Consider the following 26,077-nt stretch of genomic DNA (forward strand, 5'->3'; position numbering starts at 1 on the left):
GGGTCCACGGCCCCGGACGAGACCGTCCGGGGCCGTGGCCTCTCGCGGGACGACCGGGCCGGCTCCGGACGCTCACCCCTGGCGGGACCGACCGGTTGTGGGGTGCCGCTCGTCGTGGGGACACTGACGGCATGACCGCTGCTGCGACCGACCTCGTCCGCGCCGTCCTGCTCGACGGCTTCCAGCGCATCGAGGAGGGGGTGAGGGAGGTCCTCGACGGGCTCGACGCGGAGGACCTGCGGTGGCGTGCCGGCATCGACGCCAACCCGGTCGGCTGGCTGCTGTGGCACCTGAGCCGCCAGCAGGACGCCCAGCTCGCCCAGGTCGCGGGCGAGGAGGAGGTATGGCGTGCGGACGGCTGGCAGGAGCGGTTCGACCTGCCCTACGCCCCGGACGCGCACGGCTACGGCCAGGACGCCGGGGACGTCAGCCGCTTCGAGGTCCGGGACCCGGCCCTGCTCGAGGGGTATGCCGCCGCGGTGCACGACCTGACCCGGCGCCTCCTGCAGGACCTGGGGGAGGAGGACTACGGCCGGGTCCTCGACGAGAGCTGGGACCCGCCGGTGACGGTCGCGGTGCGGATCTACTCCGTGCTCGAGGACGCGGCCAAGCACCTCGGGCAGGCGGAGTACGTCAAGGGGTTGCTGTCCCGGCGCGGTGGAGGGGGGCCTTCGAGCGAGCGGGGCACGTAGGACAGACCGGCGCGGCCCCCCCGGAGTCGTGGCCGGTACGGGCGGACGTGCCTGCGCCGGCTGCGGAAGGATGGTGGACATCCATCTGGAGCGAGGAGACGACGATGACGGCATCAGGTCTGGTCCTGCCCCTGGGCGAGCGGCGGCCGGAGGTGGACCCCGACGCCTGGCTGGCGCCCCACAGCGTGGTCAGCGGCAGCGTGCGGATCGGGGCGGGCAGCAGCGTCTGGTACGGCGCGTCCGTCCGCGGCGACAGCGAGCAGATCACCCTGGGGGAGCGGGTGAACCTGCAGGACAACGTGGTCGTGCACGCCGACGCAGGGTTCCCGGCGACGGTCGCCGACGACGTGTCCGTCGGGCACGGTGCCGTGCTGCACGGGTGCTCGGTCGGTGGCGGCACGATCGTGGGCATGGGGGCGGTGGTGATGAACGGAGCGGTGGTCGGGGAGTCGTGCCTGGTGGCGGCCGGCGCCGTCGTGCTCGAGGGGACGCAGGTGCCGCCGGGGTCGCTGGTCGCCGGCGTGCCGGCCAGGGTGCGGCGCCCGCTGACGGACGAGGAGCGCGCCGGTCTGCGGGACGGCATCGGGCACTACCCGGGCCTGGCGCAGCTGCACCGGCAAGCCCTGACCTGATCCTGCGCCCGGACGGCGGGCGCCCCTAGCATGAGACCTCCGGTACCCGAGGAGAACCCATGGCCACGCCTCCCTGCACGCACCTGGACACGGTGCGCGACGTCATACCCTCCGCGCAGGGGTGCGAGGACTGCCTGCGGACCGGGGACCGCTGGGTCCACCTGCGCATCTGTATGACGTGTGGTCACGTCGGGTGCTGCGACAGCTCGCCCAACCAGCACGCGACCGCGCACCGGCGCCAGCACGAGGACCATCCGTTGATCCGGTCGTTCGAGCCGGGTGAGCACTGGTGGTGGTGCTACGTCGACGAGGTGGCGTTCGAGGTCCCCGGGGCCGGACCGGCGCCCTCCTACGACCCGTCTCCGACGTGACCGGCTCCGCCTGGCCGCAGCTGCCGGTGGAGGGGTGGGTCGACACGCGGGACACCTTCACCCTCTGGCTGCAGGTCGTCGGCAAGATCCGGATCGCCCGGACCCCGCTGCTCAACCACTGGTGGAACGCCCCGCTCTACCTGACCGGCCGGGGCCTGACGACCTCCCTGATGCCCGACCGGCCCGGGCGCAGCTTCACCATCGACCTCGACCTCGTGGCGCACCGGCTCGACATCGTGACCACGACGGGGGAGGCCGGGTCGATGGCCCTCGAGCCGAGGTCGGTGCGCGACTTCCACGCCGCGCTGATGGGGCGGCTGGACGAGCTCGACCTCGCCACCGAGATCTGGCCGGTGCCCGTGGAGATCCCGGGAGCCATCCCCTTCGTCGACGACGAGGTGCACCATGCCTACGACGCCGAGGCGGTGACGAGGTTCTGGCGAGGGATGGTCGAGACCGGGCGGGTTCTGGACGTCTTCCGCGCCCGGTTCGTGGGCAAGTCGAGCCCGGTGCACCTGTTCTGGGGCGCGCTGGACCTGGCGACCACGCGGTTCTCGGGCCGGGGTGCACCTCCGCACCCGGGGGCGTGCCGAACTGCGGGCCGCACGTCATGCACGAGGCCTACTCGCACGAGGTCAGCAGCGCAGGGTACTGGCCCGGTGGCGAGGAGGAGGGTCTCTTCTACTCCTACGCCTACCCCGAACCCGACGGTTTCCGGACCTGCTCGCCGGGGCCCTCCGCTGCGCGCTTCGACGAGGAGCTGGGCGAGTTCGTCCTGCCGTACGCGGCCGTGCGCGCCGCCGACGACCCGGACGCGGTGCTGCTGGACTTCCTCCAGAGCACCTACGAGGCGGCCGCCACGACGGCGAGGTGGGACCGGGCGGCGGTCGAACGCTGAGCTGTGACGAGGGCCACGGCGGGCGGGGGAACATCCGGCGGTAGTTGACGCTTCACACACATGCGCCGTGGGACCTACCCGCAGCGATCTGTGAAGAGGAGAACGACACCGTGACGAAGATCGCCATCGTGACCGGCAGCGTCCGCCCGGGACGCAAGAGCCTCGAGGTCGCCGCCTGGGTGAAGTCGCTCGCCGACGCCCGCGGCGACGCCGACTTCGAGGTCCTGGACCTGGCCGACTTCGAGCTGCCGGTGTTCGCCGAGCCGGCCTCGCCGTCGATGGCTTCGCCGCAGAGCGAGGCCGGGCAGCGGTGGTCGACGGCCGTCGACGGCTACGACGGCTACGTCTTCGTGGTGCCGGAGTACAACCACTCGATCACCGGTGCGCTGAAGAACGCGATCGACTACCTCTCCCCGGAGCTGCAGGACAAGGGCGCCGCGTTCGTGTCCTACGGCGGGGTCGGCGGGGCACGTGCGGTCGAGCACCTGCGCGTCATCCTGTCCCAGATGCAGATGGCCCACGTGCGGGCCACCGTGTCGCTGTCGCTGTTCCACGACTTCGAGAACTTCTCCACGCTCGCCCCGACCGAGCCGGTCGTGCGGTCCGTCGGGCCGATGCTCGACCAGCTCCTGCGCTGGACCAGGGCGATGGAGGCCGTCCGCGGCGGGAAGTTCGACGCCGAGGAGCGGTCGGAGGCCGCCGCCTGACACCGAGGGGGCCTCTTGCCCCACCGGCGCCGAGCCTCCACCATGGAGGAATGGGTCAGGAGGAGCTTCCCGTGGACGACCTCGACCGTCGGACCGCCCGGCAGGTGCTCGACGATCACCTCGCCATCGCCAACAGCTGGGTCGATGAGCCCGTGGAACGGATGATCTCCGAGGACCTCCGGCGCAACGTGGCCGACGACGTCGTGGTCCTCATCAACCGGGGCGTGTTCCGCGGGCACGACGGTGTCAGGGAGCTGGCCCGGATGCTCGCCGAGGAGCTGCCCGAGCACCGGGCCTTCGAGTACACCCACGTCGCCGTCGAGGGCCGGATGGGCCTGCTGGAGTGGACCTACGAGGACGCCGAGGTCAGGGTCCGGGACGGTGTCGACTCTTTTCTCATCGAGCAGGGCAAGATCGTCGCCCAGACCATCCGCTACACGGTCGAGCCCCGGTAGCCACGGTCGCACCACCCGCGCCCTCCGCCCAGGGACGGCTTCCTCGGTGGGGCTCAGCGGCCCCGGCGTGGCGACGGCCCCGGGTCGCGGAAGACCCGCGCGAGCGAGCGCGCGCCGAGCACGAAGGCGAAGAGGAACAGCGTCCCGCCCAGCAGCGGGTTGAGGTCGATCGTGGGGGGCAGGGCCGGTCCGCCCGGCGCGACGAGCAGCAGCACGCCGCTCAGCGCCAGCACGGAGGCGAGGACGGTGATGACGAGATGGTTCACCACGCCCGTGACGAAGGACCGGTCCGACGGGTCGGCCAGCCAGCGCACCCGCAGCTGCGCCTCACCGCTCTGCACGGCGGCCGCGATCGCGTCCACCCGCCGGGGGAGGCGCTGCAGGATGGGCAGGACGTGGACGAGGTGCTCCTCCAGCGTGGCGCGCACCTCCTGGGGGCTGAGCTTCTGACCGAGGTAGTCCTGACCGGCCGACCGCGACGCGGTCACCAGGTCCAGCTCGGGATGCAGCGCCTGCAGGGTCCCCTCGAGCGCGCCGAGCGCCCGGAAGGCGGCGGCGATCTGCGGCGGGACGGTGAACCCGTGCCGGACCACGAGCACGAAGAGGTCCCCGAAGACGCTGGTGGTGGGTCCGGCGCTGCCGTTCTGCACCCGGGAGATGACCGCCCCGACCTCGCGCTCCAGGGCACGGTCGTCCAGGCCGGCGGGTGCGTCGATGACGTCGCAGAGGGAGTCGACGGCACCGAGGGAGTCGCCGCGGTCCACCGCGAACAGCAGCCGGCCCACCGCGTCCCGCGCCGTGCGGTCCAGACGGCCCACCGATCCGTAGTCCAGCAGTGCCAGCCGAGCCGGACCGGTGGCGTCGTCGTTCCCACCCTCGCCACCGGGCCTGTCGGCACCGTCGGCACCGTCGGCACCGTCGTCGCCGGCGGGCCGGCCCACCCGCTCGACCAGGACGTTGCCGGCGTGCAGGTCCGCGTGGAAGACGCCGGTCTGCAGCACCTGCGTCAGGACGCTGCCCAGCAGCGCGTGCGCGAGCCGTTCGCGCGTCGTCGCGTCCAGCCCCCGCGTCGCGTCGGCCCGGGACAGGGGCACGCCGGCGACCCGCTCCATGACGAGCACCCGCGACGTCGTCAGGGAGGGGTATGTCGTGGGCACGCGCACGAGCGCGTCCGCACCGGCGTCCTCGCGAGACCGGGCCTGCGGGCCGGTGCCGACCGGCGCACCCGCGGAGGGACCGGTCCCGGCCGCGACCGCCGCCGCGTTGGCCGCCTCGACCCGGTAGTCCAGCTCCTCGGTGAGACTGGCGGCGAAACCCTCCGCCAGGTTCCGCACGCCCAGCGCCCGGCCCCAGGGCGTGGTCCGCTCCAGCCAGCGCGACATCCGCAGCACGATGTCCAGGTCCGCACGCACCTGCTCCTGCGCCCCTGCCCGCTGCACCTTGACGACGACGGGCGAACCGTCGGCCAGGTCCGCGCGGTAGACCTGTCCCACGGACGCGGCGGCGAGCGGCTCCTCGTCGAACGCGGCGAACTCGTCCCGCCACCCCTCACCCAGCTCGGCGCGGAGGGTCCTCTCGATGTCCGGCCAGGCCTGCGGCGGGGTGTCCGCCTGCAGCTGCCCCAGCTCGGCCGCCAGGTCGGGGCCGACCACGTCCGGCCGGGTGGCGAGCATCTGACCCAGCTTGACGAAGGTCACCCCGCCGTCGCTGAAGGCCATCCGCAGCCGCCGTCCGAGCCGGGCGTGGTCGTGGTCCTCAGGCAGGCGGGACCCGGCGCGCAGGAAGCCGCCGAGGCCGTGCTTGACCGCGACGGCGACGATCTGGCCGTACCGGCGGCTCCGTCGACGCCGGGCGGGCAGGTCCCGCAGCACCGCGACCGGTGAGGGCAGGGTCCCGGTGGGGACGAGGGCCTCGAGGAGCACCAGCCCACCGACGCCCAGCGCGACACCCCACGCGACGAGGAGCAGGAGCACCAGCGCGACCACGGTGAGGTCGTCCGAGGGCTCGGCCAGACCGCCGTCGCTGGTGATCCCGAGCCGTTCGCTGGCCAGCTCCAGGAACCCGCTCATCGCCCCGGTGACGACGATCGCGACGAGCAGCGTCCGGAACCACCCGACCGGTACCCCCAGCAGACGTCGCGTGAGCACGAAGAGCAGGGCGGTGTTGAAGGCGAAGCCGATGGCCGTGAGCACGGGCGTCACGGGGTCCTCCCTCTCCTGCGCGGCAGGACCGATCCTAGGTCCACGGGGGTATGCCGTGGGTCGCCGGGCCCGCCCCGTCCGCCCCGGGCAGGATGGGGCCATGAGCGCACCAGGGCCTACCCCGGACCGGCTGACCTTCGAGCACCGGACCCTTCCGCAGCGGGTGCTCTTCGGCAGCGGGTCCGCCGCCGCGAACCTGCGGGAGGAGCTCGAGCAGCTAGGGTCCCGCCGCCCGATGGTGGTGGTGACCGGCAGCGCCGCGGCGGTCGCGCGCCGGCTGCTGGAGGGGACCGGGGTGGCGGTGTGGTTCGAGGACGTCGTGCAGCACGTGCCGGTCGCCAGCGCCGAGCAGGCCCGCGCGGCGGCGCAGCAGCACGACGTCGACGTGGTGGTCAGCATCGGGGGAGGGTCGGCCACCGGGCTGGCCAAGGCCGTGGCCCTGACGACCGCCCTGCCGGTGGTCGCCGTGCCGACGACCTACGCCGGGTCGGAGGCGACCGACGTGTGGGGGATGACGCAGGACGGCCGCAAGAGGACCGGGTCGGACGGGCGGGTCCTGCCGCGGACGGTCGTCTACGACGCCGAGCTCACCGTGTCCATGCCGGTGGGGCTGAGCGTGGCCAGCGGGCTGAACGCGATGGCGCACTGCGTCGACTCCCTGTGGGGTCCACGGGCCGACCCGGTCGCGACGGGGCTGGCCACCGAGGGGGTCCGGCTCCTCGCCGAGGAGCTGCCGCTGGTCGTGGCCGACCCGCAGGACCTGCGGGGGAGGGAACGGGCGCTGGCGGGCGCCTACCTGGCGGCCGTGGCCTTCGCGGCGGCCGGGTCGGGGCTGCACCACAAGATCTGCCACGTGCTGGGCGGCCGGTTCGACCTGCCGCACGCGCAGATGCACGCCGTCGTCCTGCCCCACGTCCTGGCGTTCAACGCCCCGGCTGCGCCCGGAGCCGCGCGGCGGCTGGCCGAGGCGCTGGGCGCCGAGGACGCGGTGGCCGGGCTGGCCGCGCTCTACGACGAGCTCGACGCGCCACGGTCCCTGCGGGAGCTGGGGCTGCAGGAGTCGGACCTGCCCGAGGCCACCGAGCTGGTCCTCGGGCAGGTCCCGCCGTCCAACCCCCGGCCGGTCGACCGCGACAGCCTGGCGCAGGTGCTGCGGGCGGCGTGGGAGGGGGACCTGCCGGGCACCGGCGGGCGGCCGGTCTGACGGCCAGGGGCGGGCGGTCGGGCTCGACCGCACCGCCCCACGGGTCCAGCCGAGGCTCGCCGAGGATTCAGGCGAGCCGCGACACGGCCTCCCGACCCGCAGCGAGGTCCTGCGGCGAGATGCCGTGGCCACCCTCGCGCAGGTGCTGCTCGACGTCGGCGCCCCTGTCCCGGAGCACCTCGACGAGCCGGGTCACGCTGTCGAGCGGAGCCATCGGGTCCGCGCGCCCGTTGAGGGTCGTGACCCGGACGCCGTGCAGGTCCTTGTCCGCCGCCTCGTCGCGGTCCGCGAAGGGGTACATCCCCGAGAAGGCGACCACCCGGTCGACCACGTCCGGGTGCAGCATGGCCGTGGCCAGGGCGATGTTGGCGCCGTTGGAGAAGCCGACGGCGACCAGCGGGCGGTCGCCCAGCCCGTAGTGCTCGCGGGCGGCGGTGACGAACCCGGCCAGCTCGCCGGCGCGGAGCACGACGTCGTCGACGTCGAAGACCCCCTCGCCCATCCGACGGAACCATCGCGGCATACCGTGCTCGCGCACGAGCCCGCGCGGGGCGAGCACGCCCGCCCGCGGGTCCAGCTCGGGGGCCAGGGCGGAGATCTCCTGCTCGTTGCTGCCCGTCCCGTGCAGGGTCAGCAGCACCGGGGCGTCGTCCTCGCCGGAGACGAACAGGTGCGGCCAGTTCTGGAGGGTCTCGGGGGCGCTCACCGGTCGGTCCCCGTCGAGCCGTCCAGCGTGGGGTTGTTCTCCTGCGGCAGCTCGATCGGGACGACCGAGTGCTCGATGGCCTCGCGGCTGGGCTCCAGCCACGGCGGCAGCTTGAGCGAGCGGCCGAGCTCGAGCAGGGGCTCGTCGATGTCGAAGCCCGGCGTGTCGGTGGCGATCTCGAAGAGGACGCCGCCGGGCTCGCGGAAGTAGATGGAGGTGAAGTACTGCCGGTCCAGGATCGCGGTCACCTGGTGGCCCCGCTCGACGAGATCCTGGCGCCACTGCTCCTGCGTCGCCTGGTCGGGGACGCGGAAGGCGATGTGGTGCACCGTCCCGCCGGCGGTCAGGCCCTCCTGGGCACGGGGGTCGGCGACCACGTCGACGACGTGGCCGGGGCCGCCGTCACCCGCGGCGACCCGGGTGCGCGGTCCCTCCTCCTGGACGACGCTCATCCCGAGGTCCTCGGTGAGCACGCGCAGCGTCCCGGCGGGGTCGCCGACCGTGAGCACCGAGGAGTGCTGGCCGCGCACGGCGTGCTCGGCCGGGACGGAGGCGGAGTCCCACGCGTCGCGCGGGTCGGTGGTGGAGGAGGCGACGAGCTCGATCACCAGGCCGTCGGGGTCGCGGACGAGCAGGCGGTCCTCGCCGTTGCTGGAGGTCAGCGTGGGCTCGACGCCCAGCCCGGCGAAGTGGTCCTTCCACCAGCCCAGGCTGTCCTGCGGGACCGAGAAGGCCGTGGAGGTGGACTGCCCGGCGCCGACGCGGCCCTTGGGCACCCCGCGCCAGGGGAAGAAGGTCATCAGCGAGCCCGGGTTGCCCGACTCGTCGCCGTAGTAGAGGTGGTAGGTCGACGGGTCGTCGAAGTTGACGGTCCGCTTCACCAGGCGCAGCCCCAGGCCCTCGATGTAGAAGTCGATGTTGCGCTGGGGGTCGCCGGCGATCGCCGTCACGTGGTGCAGGCCGCTGGTCCGTGCCGTCATGGTGTCCCTCCTCGGGGATCGGGTCCGACGGGTCCCGTCGGTGTCACCATGCTCAACGGGACCGCTGCTGATATTATTTCCACGGAAACTGTTTCCGTGTCAACGAGGTCCCGCGGAACGTCTGCCCGAAGGAGGAGAGCGCCGTGACGGCATTCGGGACGCCCGGCAACGGCCCGGCGGGTGGGGGCGTCGTTCCGGCAGGCGGTGGCATCAGCACGGACCCGGTGTCGCTGTGGGGCCACGTCATCGAGGGCTTCCAGCGCACCAACCGTCACCTGCACCGCACGGTGGAGCAGGAGCTCTCGCTCACCCCCGCGGAGTCGGAGGCGCTGCTGCGCCTGGGCCGCAGCCCCGACCAGCGGCTGCCGATGGCCGAGCTCGCCGGGCAGGTCGCCTTCAGCACCGGAGGGGTGAGCAAGGTCGCCGACCGGCTGGTGCGCCGCTCGCTGGCACTGCGCGTCCCCAGCGCTGAGGACCGTCGGGTGATCTACCTGACCCTGACCCCCGAGGGTGCGCAGCTCGCGGCGACCCTGCAGGAGCGGGTGCGCGAGGTCGTCCAGGAGACCTTCGTCGACGTGCTCGGGCCGGCCAGGGCCACCGCCGTGGCCGAGGCGATGGCGGTCCTCGCCGAGGGGCGCCCGGGCTGACGGCGCGGACGTGCCGGTTCCGGCGGGGGTATGCCGTGCCCGCCGTGTGACGCGTGGGTCACCTCCGTGGGCGAGTAGGGTCGACCCCAGCACCGGCGCGTGCCGCCGGAGACCCCATACCCCTGATCGACGAGGAGATCCATGAGCCACCCGCACCCCGAACTGGGCGCCCCGCCCTCCCTGCCCCGCAACGGACTGCGCGTGGTGCCGCTGGGAGGCCTGGGCGAGGTCGGCCGCAACATGACCGTCCTGGAGCACCGCGGCAAGCTGCTCGTCATCGACTGCGGCGTCCTCTTCCCCGAGGAGCACCAGCCGGGCGTGGACGTCATCCTGCCTGACTTCTCGATGCTGCGGGACCGCCTGCAGGACATCGTCGGCATCGTGCTGACCCACGGTCACGAGGACCACATCGGGGCGGTGCCCTACCTGCTCAAGGAGCGCAACGACATCCCGGTGATCGGCTCGCGGCTGACCCTGGCCTTCATCGAGGCCAAGCTCAAGGAGCACCGGATCCGTCCCAAGACGATCCAGGTGGCCGAGGGCGACCGGCAGTCGTGGGGGCCCTTCGACTGCGAGTTCATCGCCGTCAACCACTCCATCCCCGACGGGCTGGCGGTCGCGGTGCGCACGGCGGCCGGGCTGCTGCTGCACACTGGTGACTTCAAGATGGACCAGTTCCCCCTCGACGAGCGGCTGACCGACCTGCGCGCGTTCGCACGGCTGGGGGACGAGGGCGTGGACCTGTTCCTCGTCGACTCCACCAACGCCGAGGTGCCCGGGTTCACCACCGCCGAGCGGGACCTGACGCCGGCCATCGAGACCGTCTTCCGCACGGCCCCGGGCCGCATCGTCGTCTCCAGCTTCGCCAGCCACGTCCACCGCATCCAGCAGGTCATGGACGCCGCGCACCAGCACGGGCGCAAGGTCGCCTTCGTCGGCCGTTCGATGGTGCGCAACATGAAGATCGCCCAGGACCTGGGCTACCTGAAGGTGCCCCGCGGGCTGGTCGTGGACGTCAAGAAGCTCGACGACATGCCGGCCGACAAGGTGACGCTGGTCAGCACCGGCTCCCAGGGCGAGCCGATGGCGGCCCTGTCGCGGATGGCCAACCGCGACCACCAGATCCGCATCGGCGAGGGCGACACCGTGCTGCTGGCCAGCTCGCTGATCCCCGGCAACGAGAACGCCGTCTCCCGCGTCATCAACGGGCTGACCCGCTGGGGTGCCAAGGTCGTGCACCAGGGCAACGCCAAGGTGCACGTCTCGGGCCACGCGAGCGCCGGCGAGCTCGTCTACTGCTACAACCTCATCAAGCCGCGCAACGTCCTGCCGGTCCACGGCGAGTGGCGTCACCTGCGGGCCAACGCCGACCTGGCCGTCGCCACCGGGATCGCGCCCGACCGGGTGCCCGTGATCGACGACGGCATGGTGGTCGACCTGGTCGACGGGCGGGTGAAGGTCACCGGCAAGGTGCGGGCGGGCTACGTCTACGTCTCCGCCGGCACGGTCGGCGACGTCACCGACGAGGAGCTGCGCGACCGCGTCACCCTCAGCCGGCAGGGCACCGTGACCGTCGTGGCCCTCGTGGACGCCGAGACCGGCCAGCTGACCGAGCCGCCGGACTTCGTGGGCCGGGGTCTGGGCACCGACGAGACCATCTTCGACGCGGCGGTCCCGGAGATCGAGAAGGCGCTGGCCGCCGCGGCGGCCGAGGGGATCGGCGACCCCGGGGAGCTGGAGAAGCGGATCGGCAGAGCGGTCTCCCGCTGGGCCGAGCGCAAGCACCGGCGCAACCCGCTCGTCATCCCGGTGGTCATCGAGGCCTGAGGCACGTCGGCGGCGGCGGATAGGCTCGGGGCGGAGGTGGATCCATGCTGGTCCGGCTGATCCCGCTGCTGCTGCTCGTCCTCGTCGTCGTCTCCGTCTACCTGCTGCTGCGGCAGGTGCGGTCGGGCGGACCGGGAGGGGCGCCCCGCGGTGCCGCCGGCACACCGGCGGCACCCGGGGTCGACGCCCCGGGCCGGGGTGCGTCGGTGGACCCTGCGCCCGCGGCCGACCCGGCGGCACGCCATACCGACGCGGTGCGTGCTGCCCGCGAGCTGGTCCGGCAGGCGGAGGCCGCCTACGCCCGGGCGGTGGCGCGGGCCCAGGAGCGGCTCACCCTGACCGAGATCCAGGCCGAGCGGGACGCCGACGGTGGCCGCGCTGAGGAGCGGGTGGAGGCGGCCCGCCGCGACCTGGAGGCCGTGCGGGACGACACCGAGGAGCTCGACCGCGCCCGGATGACGCTGGAGGACCTGGAGGGGGCCGGACCGCTGCGGGGAGACCTGCCGTCGGCGCCGCCGGGACCGGAGGACGGCGAGGGCGGGGACGACGGGGGCGACGACGCACGAGGGGGAGGAGCACGATGAGCGAGCAGCTGGTCACGGTCCACGGCCTGCGCAAGCGGTTCGGCGCGGTGCAGGCCCTGGACGGGCTGGACCTGGAGGTCGGACGCGGGGAGGTGCACGGCTTCCTCGGTCCCAACGGCTCGGGCAAGTCGACGACCATCCGCGTCCTGCTGGGGCTGATGCGGGCCGACGGGGGCCGGGTCGAGCTGTTCGGCGGCGACCCGTGGACCGACGCGGTGCGCCTGCACCGGCACCTGGCGTACGTGCCCGGCGACGTGACGCTGTGGCCGGGGCTGACCGGTGGCCAGTGCATCGACATCCTGGCCCGCGCGCACGGGCACGTCGACGAGCGGCGGCGGGCCGAGCTGGTCGAGCGCTTCGACCTGGACCCGACGCGACGCTCCCGCGACTACTCCAAGGGCAACCGGCAGAAGGTCTCCCTCGTGGCCGCCCTGGCGGCGGACGTGGAGCTGCTGGTCCTCGACGAGCCGACGGCCGGCCTGGACCCGCTCATGGAGGAGGTCTTCCAGCAGGTCGTCCACGAGCGGCGCGCCGAGGGCACCACCGTGCTGCTCTCCAGCCACCTCCTCGGGGAGGTCGAGGCGCTGGCCGACCGGGTCTCTATCATCCGGGCCGGCCGCACCGTGACCACGGGCACGCTGACCGAGCTGCGACGGCATACCCACAGCGCGGTGCGGGCGGTGACGGTGCGCGCTCCCGCCCTGGACCGTCTCGAGGGGGTGGCGGACGTGCAGACCGGTACCGACGAGGAGGGCCGGACCGAGCTGCACGCCAGCGCCGAGCCCGACGCGGTCGGTGCCCTGGTGGGGGCGCTGCACGAGGCGGGCATCCACACCCTCACGGTGACCCCGCCCAGCCTCGACGACCTCTTCCTGCAGGCCTACGCGACGCCCGAGGCGGAGCGGGCATGACGGGCACCCACCGCGAGTCCCGGACGGGGGTGCTCGGCCCCGGCACCCAGGGGGTGGGCACGATGGTGCTCGTCGCGCTGCGCACCGGCTGGAAGGCGCTGGCCGTGTGGGTGCTGGCGCTGGTGGGGGTGATGGTGCTCACCGGATCCTCGATCGGCGCCCTGTACGACACCCCGGAGAAGATCCGCGGGTATGCCGAGTCCCTCGGCGGCGACGCGATGGCCGTGCTCAACGGGCGGGTGGCGGGGCTGGACACGCTCGGCGGGGTGTTCGCCAACGAGTTCGGCTTCGTGCTGTCCTTCGGGCTGCCCCTCATGGCGATCGCGCTGACGTCGCGGGCCACCCGGCGCGACGAGGAGGCGGGGCGGCTGGAGCTGCTGCTGGCCGCACGCATCGGCCGGAGGGCGCCGCTGCTGGCCGCGGTGCTCGTGGCCTCCGGGGCGGTGCTGCTCACCGGGCTCGGCTGCGGTGCCGCCATGGCCGCCTTCGGCGCCGACGCGCGGGGGTCGCTGCTCTACGGGCTGGGGATCGCCGCGCTGGGCTTCGTCTTCGTCGGCATCACCGCCGTGGCCGCCCAGGTCGTGGAGCACGGCCGGGCGGTCTGGGGGATCGGGCTGGCGCTGACCGTCCTGCTCTACCTGGTGCGGGGGATCGGTGCGCTGGAGCGCAACGGCCTGGTCTGGCTCTCGCCGCACGGCTGGGTCGACCAGGTGCGCGCCTTCGGCGACGCCCGGGCCTGGCCGCTGCTGCTCGCCCTCGGCGTGGGGGTGGCGCTCGTCGCCCTGGCGTTCTGGCTCCTGGACCGGCGCGACGTGGGCAGCGCGCTCGTGCGGCCGCGGAGGTCCGCACCCCGGGCCTCGGCCGCGCTGCGCACCCCCCTGGGGCTGGCCGTCCGCCAGCACCGGGGCGCGGTGATCGGCTGGGCGGTCGTCGGGGCCGCGCTGATGGCGGTCTACGGCTCGCTCGCGCAGGCCGTCATCGACGTCATCACCGAGAACCGGGCCCTCGGCGGCTTCCTGGGCGCGGACGTCGAGGCCGCGGCCGAGGTGGTCCTGCGCACGGTCATGTCGACCTTCGTCATGATGCTGGCGATGCTGGTGGCCGCCTTCGTCGTCGCCGGGGTCGGGACGCTGCGCAAGGAGGAGGAGAGCGGTCGCCTCGAGGTCGGCCTCTCCTCGCAGCGGTCCCGGGGATCCTGGCTGGGGGTCCACCTGCTCGTCGTCCTGGCCGGGGCGCTCGTCGTCGGGCTCGTGGGGGCGCTGGCGCTGGGCAGCACGACCGCGGCCTCGCTGGGGGAGGACGCCTGGGTGGGCGACGTCCTGGCCGGTGCCGCCGCCCAGGCGCCGGCGGTCCTGATCTTCGCCGGTGTGGCCGTCGCGCTCTTCGGGTGGCGCCCGCGCGCCCACGCCCTCGGCTGGGCGGCCCTGGCGATGGCGGCCCTGCTGGCCTACCTCGGACCGGGCTTCGACCTGCCGGACGTGCTGCTGGACGCCTCGCCGTTCCTGGCGGTGGGGCAGGACGTCGTGGGCGACGGTGCGTCCAGCACCGGTGTCCTGGTCCTGCTGGTGCTCAGCGCCCTGCTCGTGGCGGCCGGGTTCCTGGGCTTCCGTCGTCGAGACGTCCCGGTGGCCTGAGGTGGCCGGGCACGACGTCGCCGTGGTCGGCCTGGGCCCCGCCGGCCGGTCGCTGGCCTCGCGCTGCTGCGCCGACGGCCTGTCCGTGCTCGTCGTGGACCCGCGCCCGGACGCGGTCTGGACCCCCACCTACGGCATCTGGGCCGACGAGCTGGGCGACCTGCCGCCCTCGGCGGTCCGGGCCCGCGCCGCCGTGCCGGAGATCAGGGTGCACGGCGAGCACCCGATGGACCGGGAGTACGTCGTCCTGGACAACGCCGCCGTCCAGGCCGCCCGGCCCCTCGAGGGGGCCGAGGTGCGCCGGGCGCGGCTCACCGACGCGCAGGTGGCTGCGCTGCGCTCCGAGGCCCGGGTGGTCGTCGACGCCCGTGGAGCCCGGCCCGACGGCGCCGTGCCGGACGACCCCTCGCCGGCGCAGACGGCCTACGGCATCGTCGTGCCCGCCGCCGAGGCCGAGCCCGCCCTGCAGGGCGCCGAGGCGCTGCTCATGGACTGGCGCACCGACTGGACCGACGACCCGCGGCCCTCCGCCACGCCGACCTTCCTCTACGCGATCCCGCTGGGGCAGGGAGAGGTGCTGCTGGAGGAGACGTGCCTGGCGGCGGCGCCCGGGATGCCGGTCGCCGAGCTGCGCGGGCGGCTGCGCGCACCGCCTGCTCTCGCGCGGCGTGGATCCCCGGGTGGTCGAGGAGCCCCAGGGCCGCGAGATCGTCCGGATCCCGATGCGCGGACGCGACCGCCCGGCGCCCGAGGGGACGGTCGCCGTCGGGGTCGCGGGGCGCGGTGGGAACCTGGTGACCGGCTACTCGGTGGCGCACTCGCTCGCCCGCGCGGACGGGCTGGCACGAGCGGTGGCGGACGGGATGCTGACCGAGGCGGACCCGCCCGGTCCGGCGGACGTGCTGCGCGAGGCCGGCCTGCGCGCGCTCCTGCGCCTGGACACGGCGGGCACGCTGGACCTCTTCGAGGCCTTCGGTCGTCTTCCCCGGGAGCAGCAGCGCGACTTCATGTCCCGCGACTCCCGCACCGCAGGCCTGGCCCGGGCGATGTGGGGGATGTTCGGAGGTATGCCGTGGGGCGCCCGCACTGAGCTGGTGCGGGCCACCCTCGGGCCGGGGCGGGTGCGCCCGGTGGAGGGTGCTCCTGCGCGAGGACCCGCGTAGGCGCACGGGTCGGACGCGTGGGGCGGTCCTCCCGGGCCACCCTGTGGTGACCCGGGAGGGCTGTCGCCCGGGTGAGGGGGTGTTCAGTTGGCGATGCCGCCGCAGAGGGCGGGGATGGTGGCCTCGAGCGGGGCCGCGGGGGTGAGCGAGGAGGGGCCGGCCCCGAAGTCGTAGGTGCCGTCGCCGTTGATGTCGATGCCGTGCACGACGACCTGGGCGGTGTCGGCGTTCGCCCACGCGGTCGCGTCGTCGAAGGTGCGGGTGTAGCTGATCCGCCCCGCGGCGTCGGCGACCGGGAAGCGGTCGAGCGCGAGGGCGCTGGCGCTTGTCGTGTCGCCGGAGGTGGTGAGCGAGGCGAGGATGCCGCCGTAGAACGGAATGCCGTCGACCACGCTGACGATGCCGTCGCCGTTGTCGGCGCCCGGGCCGGGGCAGCCCATGTCGACGCCGTCGGTCACGCCGTGCAGGTGCATCGCGTGCGGCAGGCCGGGTGCGAGGCCGGAGGCCTGCACCTTCACCTGGACCTTGCCGTTGGGCAGGGCGGTGATGCGGGTGGAGCCGGAGCCCTGGCTGTTCGCGACCGTGTCGGCCTGCACCGGGGCGAGCTCGTAGGCGTAGGTGGCGACCTGCGCGGAGGGGTTCTTGTCGTGCGCGGCGGTGGCGGTCCCGGCGATCCCGACCGAGGCGATCGCGGCGGCGACTGCGGCGGCGCTGATGGTGCGTGTCCTCATGATGGCTCCTTCGTGGCGTTCCGACGACCCGGTGTCGTCGAGGTGCCAGGGGTTCGGAGCCGGCTGCCCGGTCGGATTGGACCGTGCGCGGCGGCGCACGGCCGGGGCACTCGACCGTGGGGGGGAGAGCGCGACCCGCGCCTACGCCATACCCTCCGCGACGTCCTGGCCGTCCGCGGTGTGCGGGTGCTCGTCGATGGCTTCCGCGGTCGCTGTCGGCACGCCGCCCTCGGCGGGGCGGGGGTCGAGGTGGACGCCGGCGATCATGCAGCGCACGGAGCCGCCGGCCAGCTCGATCGTGGGCACGTCCACGGCGACGATCTCGCAGCAGCGCTCGATCTCCGCGACCTGGTCGGGGCGCAGGCTGCGGCGGGCGCTGCCCGACATCGTCATGACGTAGCGCTTGCTGCCGTCGGGCCGGCGGCCGCACAGCTCGACGGCGTTGCCGGCGAAGTGGCGCACCTGCTCCTCGGTGATCTCCACGACCCGTCGGCCGTTGACCGAGAGCCGCTCGCGCACCTCCTCGCGGCGCTGCTCGTCGGGGATCATGCCCAGCGCGACGAGCGCGACGTCGGTGCCGATGCAGGCGATGACGTTGGTGTGGTAGACCGGCACCCCGCCCGCGTCGACGGCCTCGAAGGCCATCGGCTCGTAGCGGAAGTCGGTGCAGAACCGTTCCAGGACGTTGGTGTCGGCGCGGTGGCTGACGGCGGTGTAGGCCACCCGCGAGATGTGGTCGAGCACCATCGCGCCGGTGCCCTCGAGGAAGATGCCGTCCGGCTCCAGGCCGGAGTAGTCGATGATCGTCTGCACCCGGTAGGTGGACTTGAGCATCTCCAGCACGTCGCCGCGCCGTTCGTGGCGGCGGTTGGAGGCGTACATCGGGTAGACCGCGACGTAGCCACCCTGGTGCGTGGAGAGCCAGTTGTTGGGGAAGACGCTGTCTGGCCGGGTGTGGTCGTCGTCGTCGAAGACGTGCACGCGCACGCCGACGTCGCGCAGCGCCTGGGCGAGGGCGTCCATCTCCGCGAGGGCCTGCGCGGAGGTCTCCTCGGTGGGCTGCCCCGCGGGAATGACGTGCTGGAAGGCGTTGTCGGCCGCGGTCGCCGGGTTGGGGACGAACTTCGTCGCGCGGACCAGGATGACGGACGAGGGGGCCTGTGCACTCACGAGCAGAATGTAGACGATGGCGCGGTGCAGGGACGCATCCGTGCGCCTCGGCAGCAGGACCTCGGGCGGGACGTCGCTCCTCGACCCGGACATGCACGGGCGCAGGTGTCTGGTCCGCCATGGAGCCGTGCTGCCCCCGTCTCGCCCGGCCCCGGTCTTACGGGCCGCGACGTGCTGCCTGATCCCGCTGTGCCCGTTGTGATCTCGCCGACACTTCGGCGCTCAGGGGACGGTCCAGGACTAGCGTGGGAGGCGAGGCCGACGACGACCTCGCGACGAAGGAGTCAGCCATGAGGAGCACAAGAGTCAGGGCGAGTGCAGCTGCGGTCGGGGCGGCGGCGATGCTGCTCACGGTCGGTGTCGCGGGGGCGGCGTCGGGAGCCCCGAGCACGTGGTTGCCGGACGCGGAGATCTGGTGCGAGGGTGCGACGGAGGGCAGCCGTTGGGTGGCGATCCCGCCCGCCGACAGCCTGTGGATCGAGGACGGGCCCTACGCCGGCCACTACGTCATCCTCACCAGTGCGCACTACTTCGCTCCGGGGTACGTCGAGGAGCCGTCGGAGGACCTGTACGTCGAGGACGAGCTGCTGGAGGCTCGGACCATCGGCACGAAGAAGGGGCTCGAGGCACGCGCCGTCTCCTGCGACTTCGTCTCCCGGTTCACCACCCCCGAGGGGACCTTCTCGGTCGTCGGTCCGCTGAGGATCGCCAAGGTCTCCGGCTGAACCGCCTGCGGCGGGGCTGACCCAGGTCGCCCCGCCGGAACCCTCTCCTGCGTCAGCGCGACCTGAGGCGGTGGGCTCCGGCGAGAACCATCGAGATGCCGCTGGCGAGGTTGGCCGCGATGGCGGCCCGGGCCGCGCCCGTGGCGGGACGTCGTCCCCAGGTCACCGGCTCGATGGCGGTGCCGACGAGGACCATGGCTCCGACGGTGGCGACCGTCCGCGCGGGCCCGGGTCCGTCGCCCGTCGCCCGCCACGCGGACCAGGTCGCGACGGCCGGCATCGGCCACGGTGCCGCGACGCCGGCGCCCCAGCCCGCGGCCAGCTGTGCCACGACGCTGCCCGGAGCGCGCAGACCCAGCGGCTCTCCGGGGACGGCCGGGTGGCGGGCGGCGACCACGCTCGCCGCAGCGGTGCTGAGGGCGAAGATCCCCGACGTCGCCAGCAGCAGCCTGTCGGTCACGGGCGGGACCGCCGGTCGCGTGCGAACCACCCTCCGCCGAAGAGCGCCCACAGCACCAGGACGGGCTGGAAGAACAGGCGCACCAGACGCTTGCGGTCGGTGTCGAGGCCGAACGCGTCGGTCCCCTCGACGTACTGGGCGACGTTGCCGGGGAAGATGACGACGAAGAAGGCGGCGAGCAGGGCCCCCACGAGCCGCTTCCTGCGCGGCAGGACGAGAAAGGACGCACCCAGGGCGATCTCGGCGACGCCGGACCCCAGCACCGTGAGGTCCTCGTCCAGGGGGAACCAGTCCGGCACCTGAGCCTGGAACTCCTGCCGCTGGGTGGTCAGGTGGCCCACGCCGGCCCCCACCATGGCCAGGCCGAGGCCGATGCGGGCGACCGTGCGGAGCAGCGACATGCAGCCAGCCTACGCCGACGGGGCACGTCCGCGGCCCGTCAGGAGTAGCGTCGGTCCCGGGACGACACGGGTGTCGACCGACCCGGCCGACGGTCGCCCTCGGGGGTCGCGGAGGCGGCCGTGAGGAGGAGCCATGTTCCTGGTCTGCGGTGCCACCGGTGATCTGGGGGGACGCGTCGTGCGGCGTCTGGTGGCGGACGGTCGGCAGGTCCGGGTGCTGGTTCGCCCCACGAGCGACGCCGGTGCGCTGGAGGCGCTGGGCGTCGAGGTCGTCCCCGGTGACCTGCGCGACCCGGCCAGCCTGGTCCCGGCGATGGCCGGTGTCCACACCGTGGTCTCGACCGCCAACACCCTCGCCCGGATCCTCGCGGGGGACAAGGGGCTGTCCGTGCGCGACGTCGACGTGGAGGGCAACCAGCACCTCGTGCGGGCGGCCGAGGAGGCCGGCGTGCGGCGGTTCGTCTACCTCTCCGCCGCCGGTTTCGACCAGGGCGCGGGCGCGCGCGCCCCGTTCGTGGCGGCCAAGCGGGCCACCGAGCGGGCGCTGCGGCAGACGTCGATGGAGACCGTCCTCGTCCGGCCCGACATGTTCCAGGAGGTGTGGCTCTCGCCCACCGGCGGGATCGACCCGCAGAAGGGCAGGGCCACGATCTACGGAAAGGGAAACGCGGCCCACCGGTACGTCGCCGTCGACGACGTGGCGGCCCTCGTCGCCCACCTGGCCGTGGCCGACACCGTGCCCCCTGAGGTGGAGTTCGGCGGGCCCGAGGCGATCACCCCCAACGAGGCGGTGGCGGCGTTCGAACGGGCCACGGGCCGCTCGTTCACCGTTCGGCACGTGCCCCGGCCCGTGCTCGCCGTGGCCAGCAGGCTGCTGGCCCGGCCCAGGCCGGCGCTCGCCTCGGTCATGGGGATGTCGCTGCACTCGGACACCCACCCCAGTACCTGCGACGACCGCCCGCTGCGCGAGGCGGGGATCGATCCGAGGTCGGTCACGGCCTACGTCGAGGAGACCGCGGCGTCGACGGTCTGAGCCGCCTACCCCTCGCTCTGCCCGAACGTCACCACGTGCCGCAGCGCCGCCCGCAGGTCGCGCACGGTCGACTGCCATCCGTGCAGCTCGCCGGTGGCCACCCGGGCCTCCTCGACGTCGCCGGCGGCGCGCGCCTCGTCGACCGACTCCCGCCACGAGATCGTCTGCTCCTCGGCGATCCGGATGAACCGCAGGATGAGCGACCGGTCGTGGTGGCACACGTCGGCGACCAGCGCCGGCTCGAGGCGCTCCTGACCCTCGGGGTCCAGGTTGAGCAGGGTCAGCAGCTCCACGGGGAGCTCGCCGTCATCGCCGTCCTCGCGACCCCCGTCCTCCCCGCCCTCCCCGGACGGCACGTCCCCCGCTCCGTCGCCGGACGACTCGTCCCCGGCAGGGACGGGCTCGGCCCCTCCGGGCCCCTTGCCGGTCATCACGTCGATCCAGCGCCGTCCCTGCACGCGCAGCGCCAGGGCGTCGTCGAGGCGGTCCAGCTCCCGGCCCATGAGCTCGATCATCCCGACGAGATGCCGCGGGACGAACGGCAGGCTGGGGATGGCCACGCTCGCCACTACCTGACGACCCACGAGGTGGAACTTGGCGAAGACCGACTCCCGGTTGAGGATGCCGACCTCGCGGCGGGCGGCGTCCAGGTCGGCGACGTCCTGCACGAGGATGGCGAAGATGCTCACGACCGGCTGCGCGTCGGCGGTGCGGACGTAGACCAGCGTGGTCCCGAAGACGATCGGGACGTCACCGTCCGCGTCGCGCCGGGGCGGGTGCCCCATGGTCGCGTGCAGGGTCGTCTCGACCGCCTGCCGCAGCTCGGCCGGGGTGGTGACCCGCACCGGTTCGTCCAGGTCGATCTGCGGGCGTTCCTGCGCCTGGTCGGGATCCGGCGGGGTGATGGTGAGGGTCCCGGCGTCGAGAAAGGCCGGGTGCGGCGCGCCCACCACCTGCCGGAGGGTGTGTCGGACACGACCGCCGCGAGGAGGTGGGCGTGGGTGCGGGGGAGCTCGACGAGGTATGCCGTGCCCCGGACGCCGTGGTCCTCACCCTCGTGCTCCGCCGCCGACGGGGAGGACGGGACGGCGGGCTCCTCGTGCCACCCCAGCGCGAGCAGGTGGCGGTGGTGCTCCTCGTCCAGCGGCGGACGGTCGCCAGGGGTCCGCAGCTCGGCGCGCAGGACGTCACCGTCGGGCCTCACCTCCAGGACGGGCGCGCTCTCGGACCCGGCGCCGTAGGGGGTGATGCGCAACGGCTCGGCGGTCGTCGCGAGGTGCGCGGCGAGCCGCGTGAGGAACCCCGCCCACCCGACCTCGGTGGCGCGGTCCAGGTCGAACTCGTCCATGCCCCGACCCTAGTGGGCGGAAGGGCCCGCGGGTTCGGGCGTGGACGGTCGGGGGACCCCTTCCCTGCGGATCTGGTCGAGGGTCGGGGTGCCTGGCCCCCTGCAGCCAGGCACCCACGACCTCCTGTGTAGCCGTCCGAGGCGTACGGGCACCAGCCTTCTGTGGATATCCGTACGACTCCGTACACCTCAAGCCTCTGACCTGCGGCTGAGACGCCGGCCCACCGCGCCCGAGATCCTCCTCTACGCCCCGCGGCAGGGAACGGCGCCCCGGAGGGCTTGCGCCCCCGGGGCGTCGACGTGCGCCCGCGGGGGTTGCGCCGACCCTCGTTCTATGGTTCATTAGTCATGTAATGAACCACTGAACAGATCGGAGGTGGCCATGGCCACCGAGGCCGTACCGGCGGAGTTCGAGCCGTTCGACGACCGCACGCCGATCTACCAGCAGATCGCCGACCGGATCCGACACGCGGTCCTGGTCGGCGACCTCCCGGAGGGGGCCCAGGTCATGTCGACTACGCAGTACGCGACCACCCACCGCATCAACCCCGCGACCGCGGCCAAGGCGATGGGCTCCCTCGTCGACGAAGGTCTGCTGCACAAGAGGCGCGGGCTGGGCATGTTCGTCTCCGACGGCGCGCGCGAGCTGCTGCGCCGGCAGCGGCGGGCGACCTTCTGGGACGACACCTTCGGGCCGGTCCTCGAGGAGGCCCGGGCGCTGGGGATCACCACCGACCAGCTCATCGACCATCTCAAGGAGCAGCCGTGAACACGCCGCTGGGCGTCGAGGTCGACGCCGTCACCCACCGGTTCCGGGGCGCCGAGGCGCTCTCGGACGTCAGTCTGACCGTCCGGCCGGGCACCATCACCGGGCTCGTCGGGCGCAACGGCGCCGGCAGACGACCCTGCTGTCGTTGATCGCCGCGCTCCGTCCGGTCCAGACCGGCACCGTGCGCGTCGGCGGCCGCGAGGTGTGGGAGGACCCCTCGGTCACCTCCCGCGTCTGCCTCGTCCGCGACCGCGGCGGCATCTTCGAGGACCAGCGCATCCGCCATACCCTGCGCCTGCAGCGCGCGCTGCGCCCGCACTGGGACGAGGAGTATGCCGTGGAGCTGCTCGGGCGCTTCGGGGTCCCCCTGAAGAAGAACCCCGAGCAGCTCTCCCGCGGTCAGCGCTCGATCCTGGGCGCCGTCATCGCCCTGGCCTCCAGGGCCGAGCTGACCCTGCTGGACGAGGTCTACCTCGGGATGGACGCCGTCGCCCGCCGGTTGTTCTACGACGAGCTGATGGCCGACTACGTCAGCCATCCGCGCACGATCGTGCTCTCCTCCCACCTGCTCGACGAGGTCGAGGACCTCATGGAGGACGTGGTCGTGCTCGACCGCGGCCGGGTCGTCGCCGCCGGCGACGCCGACACCGTGCGCCAGCAGCACTCCACCGGCGACTCCCTCGCCTCGCTCACCGACGTGCTGGTGCACGTCAGCACCGGAAGGACCGCGTCATGACCACCACCTCCACCGCCGCTCCGGCGACGTCGACCGGCCCGCGTGCACCCCGGCCGGCCCAGTGGGCGGTGCTGACCCGCATGCTCCTCGGTGCGGCGATGAACAGCCTGCTCATCACCACCGGCGTCGTCCTCGCCTGTCTCGCGGTCGGGGTGCTCGTCGCCCGGTGGCGGGGCTGGCAGTTGGTGGGGATGACGGAGACCGACATGGTCGGGCTCGAGGTGATCGCCGACGGGGACGGCGTCACCCTCATCGCCTCGCTCTTCATCCTCCCCGTCGCCGTGGGCATCGCCTCCGTCGTCATGGCGGTCGTGCTCGCGGCCCGGACCCGGGTCTACGTCGCGACCGGGGCCACCCGCCGGGCCGTGGCCACCGCCCAGCTCCTGACGGTGCTGGGGTCGGCGGCCTACGTGCTGCTCGTGACCGCGGTGGTGCTCCTCGTCGTCGGGCGCGGCCCGGACGGGGCGCTCGCCCTCCTGCAGGCCGACGGTGCCGGCGACGTGGCCACCCTGAGCGTGAGCGCTCTGGGCGCGGTGCTCCTGGGCATGGCCGGGGCGACCATGATCACGGCGCTCTTCCTGCGCTGGCCGTGGTGGGTGGGCGTGGGCCTCCTGCTCCTGCTCTTCGTCGTCCTGCCGCCCGTCACGACCTTCCTGCTGCCGGCCGTGGGTGCGGCGGTCGACCGCGCCTCCGGCTGGTGGGGCTGGGACCTGAGCGTGGCCGTGGTGGTGGCCGCCCTCTTCTGGTGGATCCTGCGACGGGTCCCGGTGCGATGAGCCGCGGCGTGCACGCACCGACCACCCTGCCCGCACCGACCACACTCTCTGCACCGACCACCCTGCCCGCACCGATCGAGAGGCTCGACCTGTGATCGAGATCCAGGGTCTGACCAAGACCTACGGCGCCGCCACCGCGGTCGACGACGTCAGCTTCACCGTGCAGCCGGGGCGGGTGACCGGCTTCCTCGGCCCCAACGGGGCGGGCAAGTCGACCACCATGCGGATGATCTGCGCACTCACCCGCCCGACGTCGGGCCGCTCGCTCGTCCTCGGCCGCACCTACGAGAGCATCCCGAACCCGGGCCGCTCCGTCGGGGTCCTCCTCGACGCGCAGGCCCAGCACGCCGGCCGCACCGGCCGGGAGGCCCTGACGGTCAGCGCGCTGACCATGGGCCTGGACCGTCGGCGGGTGGACCAGATGCTGGAGCTGGTGGGCCTGACCCCGGCCGAGGCGAGGCGACGGGTGGGCGGCTACTCCCTCGGGATGCGCCAGCGCCTCGGCATCGCCAACGCGCTGCTGGGCGACCCCCAGGTTCTCGTCCTCGACGAGCCGGCCAATGGGCTCGACCCGGCCGGCATCCACTGGATGCGCACCCTGCTGGCCGACTTCACCCGGTCCGGCGGCACGGCGCTGCTCTCCTCGCACCTGCTGCGCGAGGTGGAGGTCATCGCCGACGACCTCGTCGTCATCGGACGGGGACGGATCGTGGCCCAGGGCAGCAAGGCCGAGCTGCTCTCCACGGGCGGCACGGTCGTGCGGTCCGCCGACGACGCCACCCTGTTCGTGGCCCTGCAGCAGGCCGGGCTGGACACCCTGGAGTCCCCCGGTGGGGGTCTGGCGGTCCAGGCCGAGCCGGTCGTGGTGGGACGGGTCGCCGCCGATCACGGCATCGCCCTGACCGAGCTGCGCCCCTCCGGCGGGGGCGGCCTCGAGGAGCGCTTCCTGCAGCTGACCGCAGCCGACGCACGAGAAGGAGTCCAGCGATGAGCACCACGACGGGCACGACGGGCACGCCGGGAGCCGCCGACACCTCGGGGGCCGCCCGGCCACCGCGCGCCGGGGCCGACACGCGAGCCATACCCCTGCCCCGGCTGGTGCAGGTCGAGCTGCGCAAGATGGTCGACACCCGGTCCGGGCTGTGGCTGCTTGCCGCCATCGCCGTCCTCAGCGTCGGTGCCGTGGTGCTGTTCCGCCTCTTCGGCCCCGAGGAAGGGCACACCTTCTACGGCTTCGCCGGAATGGCGCTCACTCCCCAGGCCTTCCTGCTGCCCGTGCTGGGCATCCTCCTGGTCACCAGCGAGTGGAGCCAGCGGGCCGGCCTGGTGACCTTCACCCTGGAACCACGACGTGGGCTCGTCGTGCTGGCCAAGTCGATCGCCGCCGTCGTGGTCGGCCTCCTGGGCCTGGCGCTCCTGCTCGCGGTGGCCGCCCTCTTCGCGGCCGTCGCCGGCAGCGGTGAGGTGTGGGACGTCGGGGCCCGTGAGCTGGGGTACTTCGCCCTCCTGCAGATCCTGGCCATCATGCAGGGCGTGGCCTTCGGGCTGCTGCTCATGAACAGCACGGCCGCGATCGTCCTCTACTTCGCACTCCCCGTGGCGATGAACCTGCTCATCACCTTCGTGGAGGCCCTGCGGGAGAACGCCGGCTGGTTCGACCTGGCCACCGGGCAGGCCCCCCTGTTCACCCAGGAGGCGCTGACGGGGGAGCAGTGGGCCCAGCTGGGCACCGTGACCGCGCTGTGGATCGTCCTGCCGCTCGTCCTGGGCTGGGTGCGGCTCCGGCGAACGGAGATCAGGACGGCCTGAGCCTCGTGGGCGGCTCCCGGGGGGAGGGCGCTCAGTCCTCCACGAGCCGCGCCGGGAACCCGCCCGTGGCGACCGGCGACCACCGGGTCGGGGTGATGCGCAGCAGCGACTTGCCCTGGGCGATCATCGCCCGCCGGTACTCCTCCCAGTTCGGGTGCTCCCCGGCCACCGCCCGGAAGTAGTCGACGAGCGGCTCCACCGACTCCGGGCAGTCCAGCACCTCGCAGTCGCCGTCGACCTGCACCCAGGCACCGCCGAAGTCGTCGGAGAGCACGACGACGCTCACCCGCGGGTCGCGGCGCGCGTTGTGCGTCTTGGCGCGCTCGGGGTAGGTCGAGATCACGATGCGGCCCCGCTCGTCCACGCCGCCGGTGACGGGGGAGGCCTGCGGCCGGCCGTCCTGACGGATGGTGATGAGCACGAGGTCGTGCCGCGGCCGGACGAACTCCAGCAGCCCCTCGCGGTCGACGGTGGTGGTGGTCGCGACGGTCCTGGCCATGGAGCCCA

The 26,077-nt window shown here is 73.6% G+C and carries 28 protein-coding genes and 4 pseudogenes; 22 read left to right on the top strand and 10 right to left on the bottom strand.

What is annotated here, in order from left to right:
- Nucleotides 1-131 precede the first annotated feature (131 nt).
- The 6 genes and pseudogenes from ACQ95T_RS08490 to ACQ95T_RS08515 all read left to right on the top strand — a co-directional run bounded on the left by ACQ95T_RS08490 (nucleotide 132) and on the right by ACQ95T_RS08515 (nucleotide 3,755).
- Nucleotides 132-692 carry a mycothiol transferase gene (locus ACQ95T_RS08490; RefSeq protein ID WP_425942834.1) on the top strand — a complete coding sequence of 187 codons (561 nt, stop codon included), beginning with the start codon at nucleotides 132-134 and terminating at the stop codon, nucleotides 690-692.
- A 104-nt stretch (nucleotides 693-796) separates the two neighbouring features.
- Nucleotides 797-1,324 (top strand): gamma carbonic anhydrase family protein, encoded by a 528-nt coding sequence (locus ACQ95T_RS08495; protein ID WP_425942833.1) that lies wholly within the window; start codon nucleotides 797-799, stop codon nucleotides 1,322-1,324.
- Between the two features lie 173 nt (nucleotides 1,325-1,497).
- Nucleotides 1,498-1,575, top strand: a pseudogene (locus tag ACQ95T_RS08500) (hypothetical protein); the annotation flags it as partial.
- 146 nt (nucleotides 1,576-1,721) lie between these two features.
- A pseudogene (locus tag ACQ95T_RS08505) lies at nucleotides 1,722-2,593 on the top strand (DUF5996 family protein).
- Nucleotides 2,594-2,703: 110 nt separating this feature from the next.
- Nucleotides 2,704-3,300: an NADPH-dependent FMN reductase gene (locus ACQ95T_RS08510; protein ID WP_425942830.1), complete on the top strand. Its 597-nt coding sequence runs from the start codon at nucleotides 2,704-2,706 to the stop codon at nucleotides 3,298-3,300.
- A gap of 71 nt (nucleotides 3,301-3,371) precedes the next feature.
- A complete protein-coding gene (locus tag ACQ95T_RS08515) occupies nucleotides 3,372-3,755 on the top strand; it encodes a nuclear transport factor 2 family protein (protein ID WP_425942829.1) in 384 nt (127 codons plus the stop codon).
- 53 nt (nucleotides 3,756-3,808) lie between these two features.
- Here the strand turns inward: ACQ95T_RS08515 and ACQ95T_RS08520 are convergent, their stop codons facing one another.
- Nucleotides 3,809-5,956, bottom strand: a complete 2,148-nt coding sequence (locus ACQ95T_RS08520; RefSeq protein WP_425942828.1) for an ABC1 kinase family protein — start codon at nucleotides 5,954-5,956, stop codon at nucleotides 3,809-3,811.
- A gap of 100 nt (nucleotides 5,957-6,056) precedes the next feature.
- On the opposite strand from ACQ95T_RS08520, the gene ACQ95T_RS08525 reads away from it, so the two are divergent.
- Nucleotides 6,057-7,160 (top strand): maleylacetate reductase, encoded by a 1,104-nt coding sequence (locus ACQ95T_RS08525; RefSeq protein WP_425942827.1) that lies wholly within the window; start codon nucleotides 6,057-6,059, stop codon nucleotides 7,158-7,160.
- Between the two features lie 67 nt (nucleotides 7,161-7,227).
- On the opposite strand, the gene ACQ95T_RS08530 is transcribed toward ACQ95T_RS08525, so the two are convergent.
- Both ACQ95T_RS08530 and ACQ95T_RS08535 read right to left on the bottom strand, forming a co-directional pair.
- Nucleotides 7,228-7,866: an alpha/beta hydrolase gene (locus tag ACQ95T_RS08530; protein WP_425942826.1), complete on the bottom strand. Its 639-nt coding sequence runs from the start codon at nucleotides 7,864-7,866 to the stop codon at nucleotides 7,228-7,230.
- A complete protein-coding gene (locus ACQ95T_RS08535) occupies nucleotides 7,863-8,846 on the bottom strand; it encodes a ring-cleaving dioxygenase (RefSeq protein WP_425942825.1) in 984 nt (327 codons plus the stop codon). The genes ACQ95T_RS08530 and ACQ95T_RS08535 overlap by 4 nt, the downstream gene beginning before the upstream one ends.
- Before the next feature lie 143 nt (nucleotides 8,847-8,989).
- On the opposite strand from ACQ95T_RS08535, the gene ACQ95T_RS08540 reads away from it, so the two are divergent.
- The 7 genes and pseudogenes from ACQ95T_RS08540 to ACQ95T_RS08570 all read left to right on the top strand — a co-directional run bounded on the left by ACQ95T_RS08540 (nucleotide 8,990) and on the right by ACQ95T_RS08570 (nucleotide 15,612).
- Entirely contained in the window at nucleotides 8,990-9,493 is a 504-nt protein-coding gene (locus tag ACQ95T_RS08540) for a MarR family winged helix-turn-helix transcriptional regulator (protein WP_425942824.1), read from the top strand.
- Between the two features lie 141 nt (nucleotides 9,494-9,634).
- Nucleotides 9,635-11,320 carry a ribonuclease J gene (locus ACQ95T_RS08545; protein WP_425942823.1) on the top strand — a complete coding sequence of 562 codons (1,686 nt, stop codon included), beginning with the start codon at nucleotides 9,635-9,637 and terminating at the stop codon, nucleotides 11,318-11,320.
- Between the two features lie 44 nt (nucleotides 11,321-11,364).
- Nucleotides 11,365-11,904 carry a hypothetical protein gene (locus ACQ95T_RS08550; protein WP_425942822.1) on the top strand — a complete coding sequence of 180 codons (540 nt, stop codon included), beginning with the start codon at nucleotides 11,365-11,367 and terminating at the stop codon, nucleotides 11,902-11,904.
- Nucleotides 11,901-12,815: an ATP-binding cassette domain-containing protein gene (locus ACQ95T_RS08555; RefSeq protein WP_425942821.1), complete on the top strand. Its 915-nt coding sequence runs from the start codon at nucleotides 11,901-11,903 to the stop codon at nucleotides 12,813-12,815. Before ACQ95T_RS08550 ends, ACQ95T_RS08555 begins: the two co-directional genes overlap by 4 nt.
- Nucleotides 12,812-14,449: an ABC transporter permease gene (locus ACQ95T_RS08560; RefSeq protein WP_425942820.1), complete on the top strand. Its 1,638-nt coding sequence runs from the start codon at nucleotides 12,812-12,814 to the stop codon at nucleotides 14,447-14,449. Before ACQ95T_RS08555 ends, ACQ95T_RS08560 begins: the two co-directional genes overlap by 4 nt.
- Nucleotides 14,450-14,471: 22 nt before the next feature.
- Nucleotides 14,472-15,035: pseudogene (locus ACQ95T_RS08565) on the top strand (lycopene cyclase family protein); the annotation flags it as partial.
- An 82-nt stretch (nucleotides 15,036-15,117) separates the two neighbouring features.
- The gene (locus tag ACQ95T_RS08570; RefSeq protein WP_431473751.1) at nucleotides 15,118-15,612 is read left to right on the top strand and encodes a lycopene cyclase family protein; all 495 of its coding nucleotides are present in this window, start codon (nucleotides 15,118-15,120) and stop codon (nucleotides 15,610-15,612) included.
- 83 nt (nucleotides 15,613-15,695) lie between these two features.
- On the opposite strand, the gene ACQ95T_RS08575 is transcribed toward ACQ95T_RS08570, so the two are convergent.
- Together ACQ95T_RS08575 and ctlX are read right to left on the bottom strand one after the other, a co-directional pair.
- On the bottom strand, nucleotides 15,696-16,343 hold the full coding sequence (locus tag ACQ95T_RS08575; protein WP_425942818.1) for a hypothetical protein: 648 nt from the start codon (nucleotides 16,341-16,343) through the stop codon (nucleotides 15,696-15,698).
- 141 nt (nucleotides 16,344-16,484) lie between these two features.
- Nucleotides 16,485-17,513 carry a citrulline utilization hydrolase CtlX gene (gene ctlX, locus ACQ95T_RS08580; RefSeq protein ID WP_425942817.1) on the bottom strand — a complete coding sequence of 343 codons (1,029 nt, stop codon included), beginning with the start codon at nucleotides 17,511-17,513 and terminating at the stop codon, nucleotides 16,485-16,487.
- Between the two features lie 290 nt (nucleotides 17,514-17,803).
- Between ctlX and ACQ95T_RS08585 the strand changes: the two genes are divergently transcribed.
- Nucleotides 17,804-18,238, top strand: a complete 435-nt coding sequence (locus ACQ95T_RS08585; RefSeq protein ID WP_425942816.1) for a hypothetical protein — start codon at nucleotides 17,804-17,806, stop codon at nucleotides 18,236-18,238.
- A gap of 52 nt (nucleotides 18,239-18,290) precedes the next feature.
- Here the strand turns inward: ACQ95T_RS08585 and ACQ95T_RS08590 are convergent, their stop codons facing one another.
- Both ACQ95T_RS08590 and ACQ95T_RS08595 read right to left on the bottom strand, forming a co-directional pair.
- A complete protein-coding gene (locus tag ACQ95T_RS08590; RefSeq protein ID WP_425942815.1) occupies nucleotides 18,291-18,698 on the bottom strand; it encodes a hypothetical protein in 408 nt (135 codons plus the stop codon).
- Nucleotides 18,695-19,099 carry a DoxX family protein gene (locus ACQ95T_RS08595; RefSeq protein ID WP_425942814.1) on the bottom strand — a complete coding sequence of 135 codons (405 nt, stop codon included), beginning with the start codon at nucleotides 19,097-19,099 and terminating at the stop codon, nucleotides 18,695-18,697. Before ACQ95T_RS08595 ends, ACQ95T_RS08590 begins: the two co-directional genes overlap by 4 nt.
- Nucleotides 19,100-19,232: 133 nt before the next feature.
- Here ACQ95T_RS08595 and ACQ95T_RS08600 point away from each other — a divergent pair, with 133 nt between their 5' ends.
- The gene (locus ACQ95T_RS08600) at nucleotides 19,233-20,132 is read left to right on the top strand and encodes an SDR family oxidoreductase (RefSeq protein WP_425942813.1); all 900 of its coding nucleotides are present in this window, start codon (nucleotides 19,233-19,235) and stop codon (nucleotides 20,130-20,132) included.
- Nucleotides 20,133-20,137: 5 nt separating this feature from the next.
- Here ACQ95T_RS08600 and ACQ95T_RS08605 read toward each other — a convergent pair whose 3' ends face one another.
- Together ACQ95T_RS08605 and ACQ95T_RS08610 are read right to left on the bottom strand one after the other, a co-directional pair.
- Complete coding sequence (locus ACQ95T_RS08605) at nucleotides 20,138-21,085, bottom strand: T3SS (YopN, CesT) and YbjN peptide-binding chaperone 1 (protein ID WP_431473752.1); 948 nt, start codon at nucleotides 21,083-21,085, stop codon at nucleotides 20,138-20,140.
- Between the two features lie 74 nt (nucleotides 21,086-21,159).
- A pseudogene (locus tag ACQ95T_RS08610) lies at nucleotides 21,160-21,480 on the bottom strand (TY-Chap domain-containing protein); the annotation flags it as partial.
- A 382-nt stretch (nucleotides 21,481-21,862) separates the two neighbouring features.
- On the opposite strand from ACQ95T_RS08610, the gene ACQ95T_RS08615 reads away from it, so the two are divergent.
- The 6 genes from ACQ95T_RS08615 to ACQ95T_RS08640 all read left to right on the top strand — a co-directional run bounded on the left by ACQ95T_RS08615 (nucleotide 21,863) and on the right by ACQ95T_RS08640 (nucleotide 25,570).
- On the top strand, nucleotides 21,863-22,249 hold the full coding sequence (locus tag ACQ95T_RS08615; RefSeq protein WP_425942811.1) for a GntR family transcriptional regulator: 387 nt from the start codon (nucleotides 21,863-21,865) through the stop codon (nucleotides 22,247-22,249).
- Entirely contained in the window at nucleotides 22,246-22,398 is a 153-nt protein-coding gene (locus ACQ95T_RS08620; RefSeq protein ID WP_425942810.1) for a hypothetical protein, read from the top strand. Before ACQ95T_RS08615 ends, ACQ95T_RS08620 begins: the two co-directional genes overlap by 4 nt.
- Nucleotides 22,395-22,985, top strand: coding sequence for an AAA family ATPase (locus ACQ95T_RS08625; RefSeq protein WP_425942809.1), 591 nt, complete (start codon nucleotides 22,395-22,397; stop codon nucleotides 22,983-22,985). Before ACQ95T_RS08620 ends, ACQ95T_RS08625 begins: the two co-directional genes overlap by 4 nt.
- Nucleotides 22,982-23,761, top strand: coding sequence for a hypothetical protein (locus tag ACQ95T_RS08630; protein ID WP_425942808.1), 780 nt, complete (start codon nucleotides 22,982-22,984; stop codon nucleotides 23,759-23,761). Before ACQ95T_RS08625 ends, ACQ95T_RS08630 begins: the two co-directional genes overlap by 4 nt.
- Nucleotides 23,762-23,852: 91 nt before the next feature.
- Entirely contained in the window at nucleotides 23,853-24,752 is a 900-nt protein-coding gene (locus tag ACQ95T_RS08635) for an ABC transporter ATP-binding protein (RefSeq protein ID WP_425942807.1), read from the top strand.
- Nucleotides 24,749-25,570, top strand: coding sequence for an ABC transporter permease (locus ACQ95T_RS08640; RefSeq protein WP_425942806.1), 822 nt, complete (start codon nucleotides 24,749-24,751; stop codon nucleotides 25,568-25,570). The genes ACQ95T_RS08635 and ACQ95T_RS08640 overlap by 4 nt, the downstream gene beginning before the upstream one ends.
- Nucleotides 25,571-25,601: 31 nt before the next feature.
- Here ACQ95T_RS08640 and ACQ95T_RS08645 read toward each other — a convergent pair whose 3' ends face one another.
- Nucleotides 25,602-26,069, bottom strand: a complete 468-nt coding sequence (locus ACQ95T_RS08645) for a PPOX class F420-dependent oxidoreductase (protein WP_425942805.1) — start codon at nucleotides 26,067-26,069, stop codon at nucleotides 25,602-25,604.
- Nucleotides 26,070-26,077 lie beyond the last annotated feature (8 nt).

Origin of the sequence: Ornithinimicrobium carbonis (assembly GCF_050703245.1) — a bacterium.
GTDB lineage: Bacteria > Actinomycetota > Actinomycetes > Actinomycetales > Dermatophilaceae > Ornithinicoccus.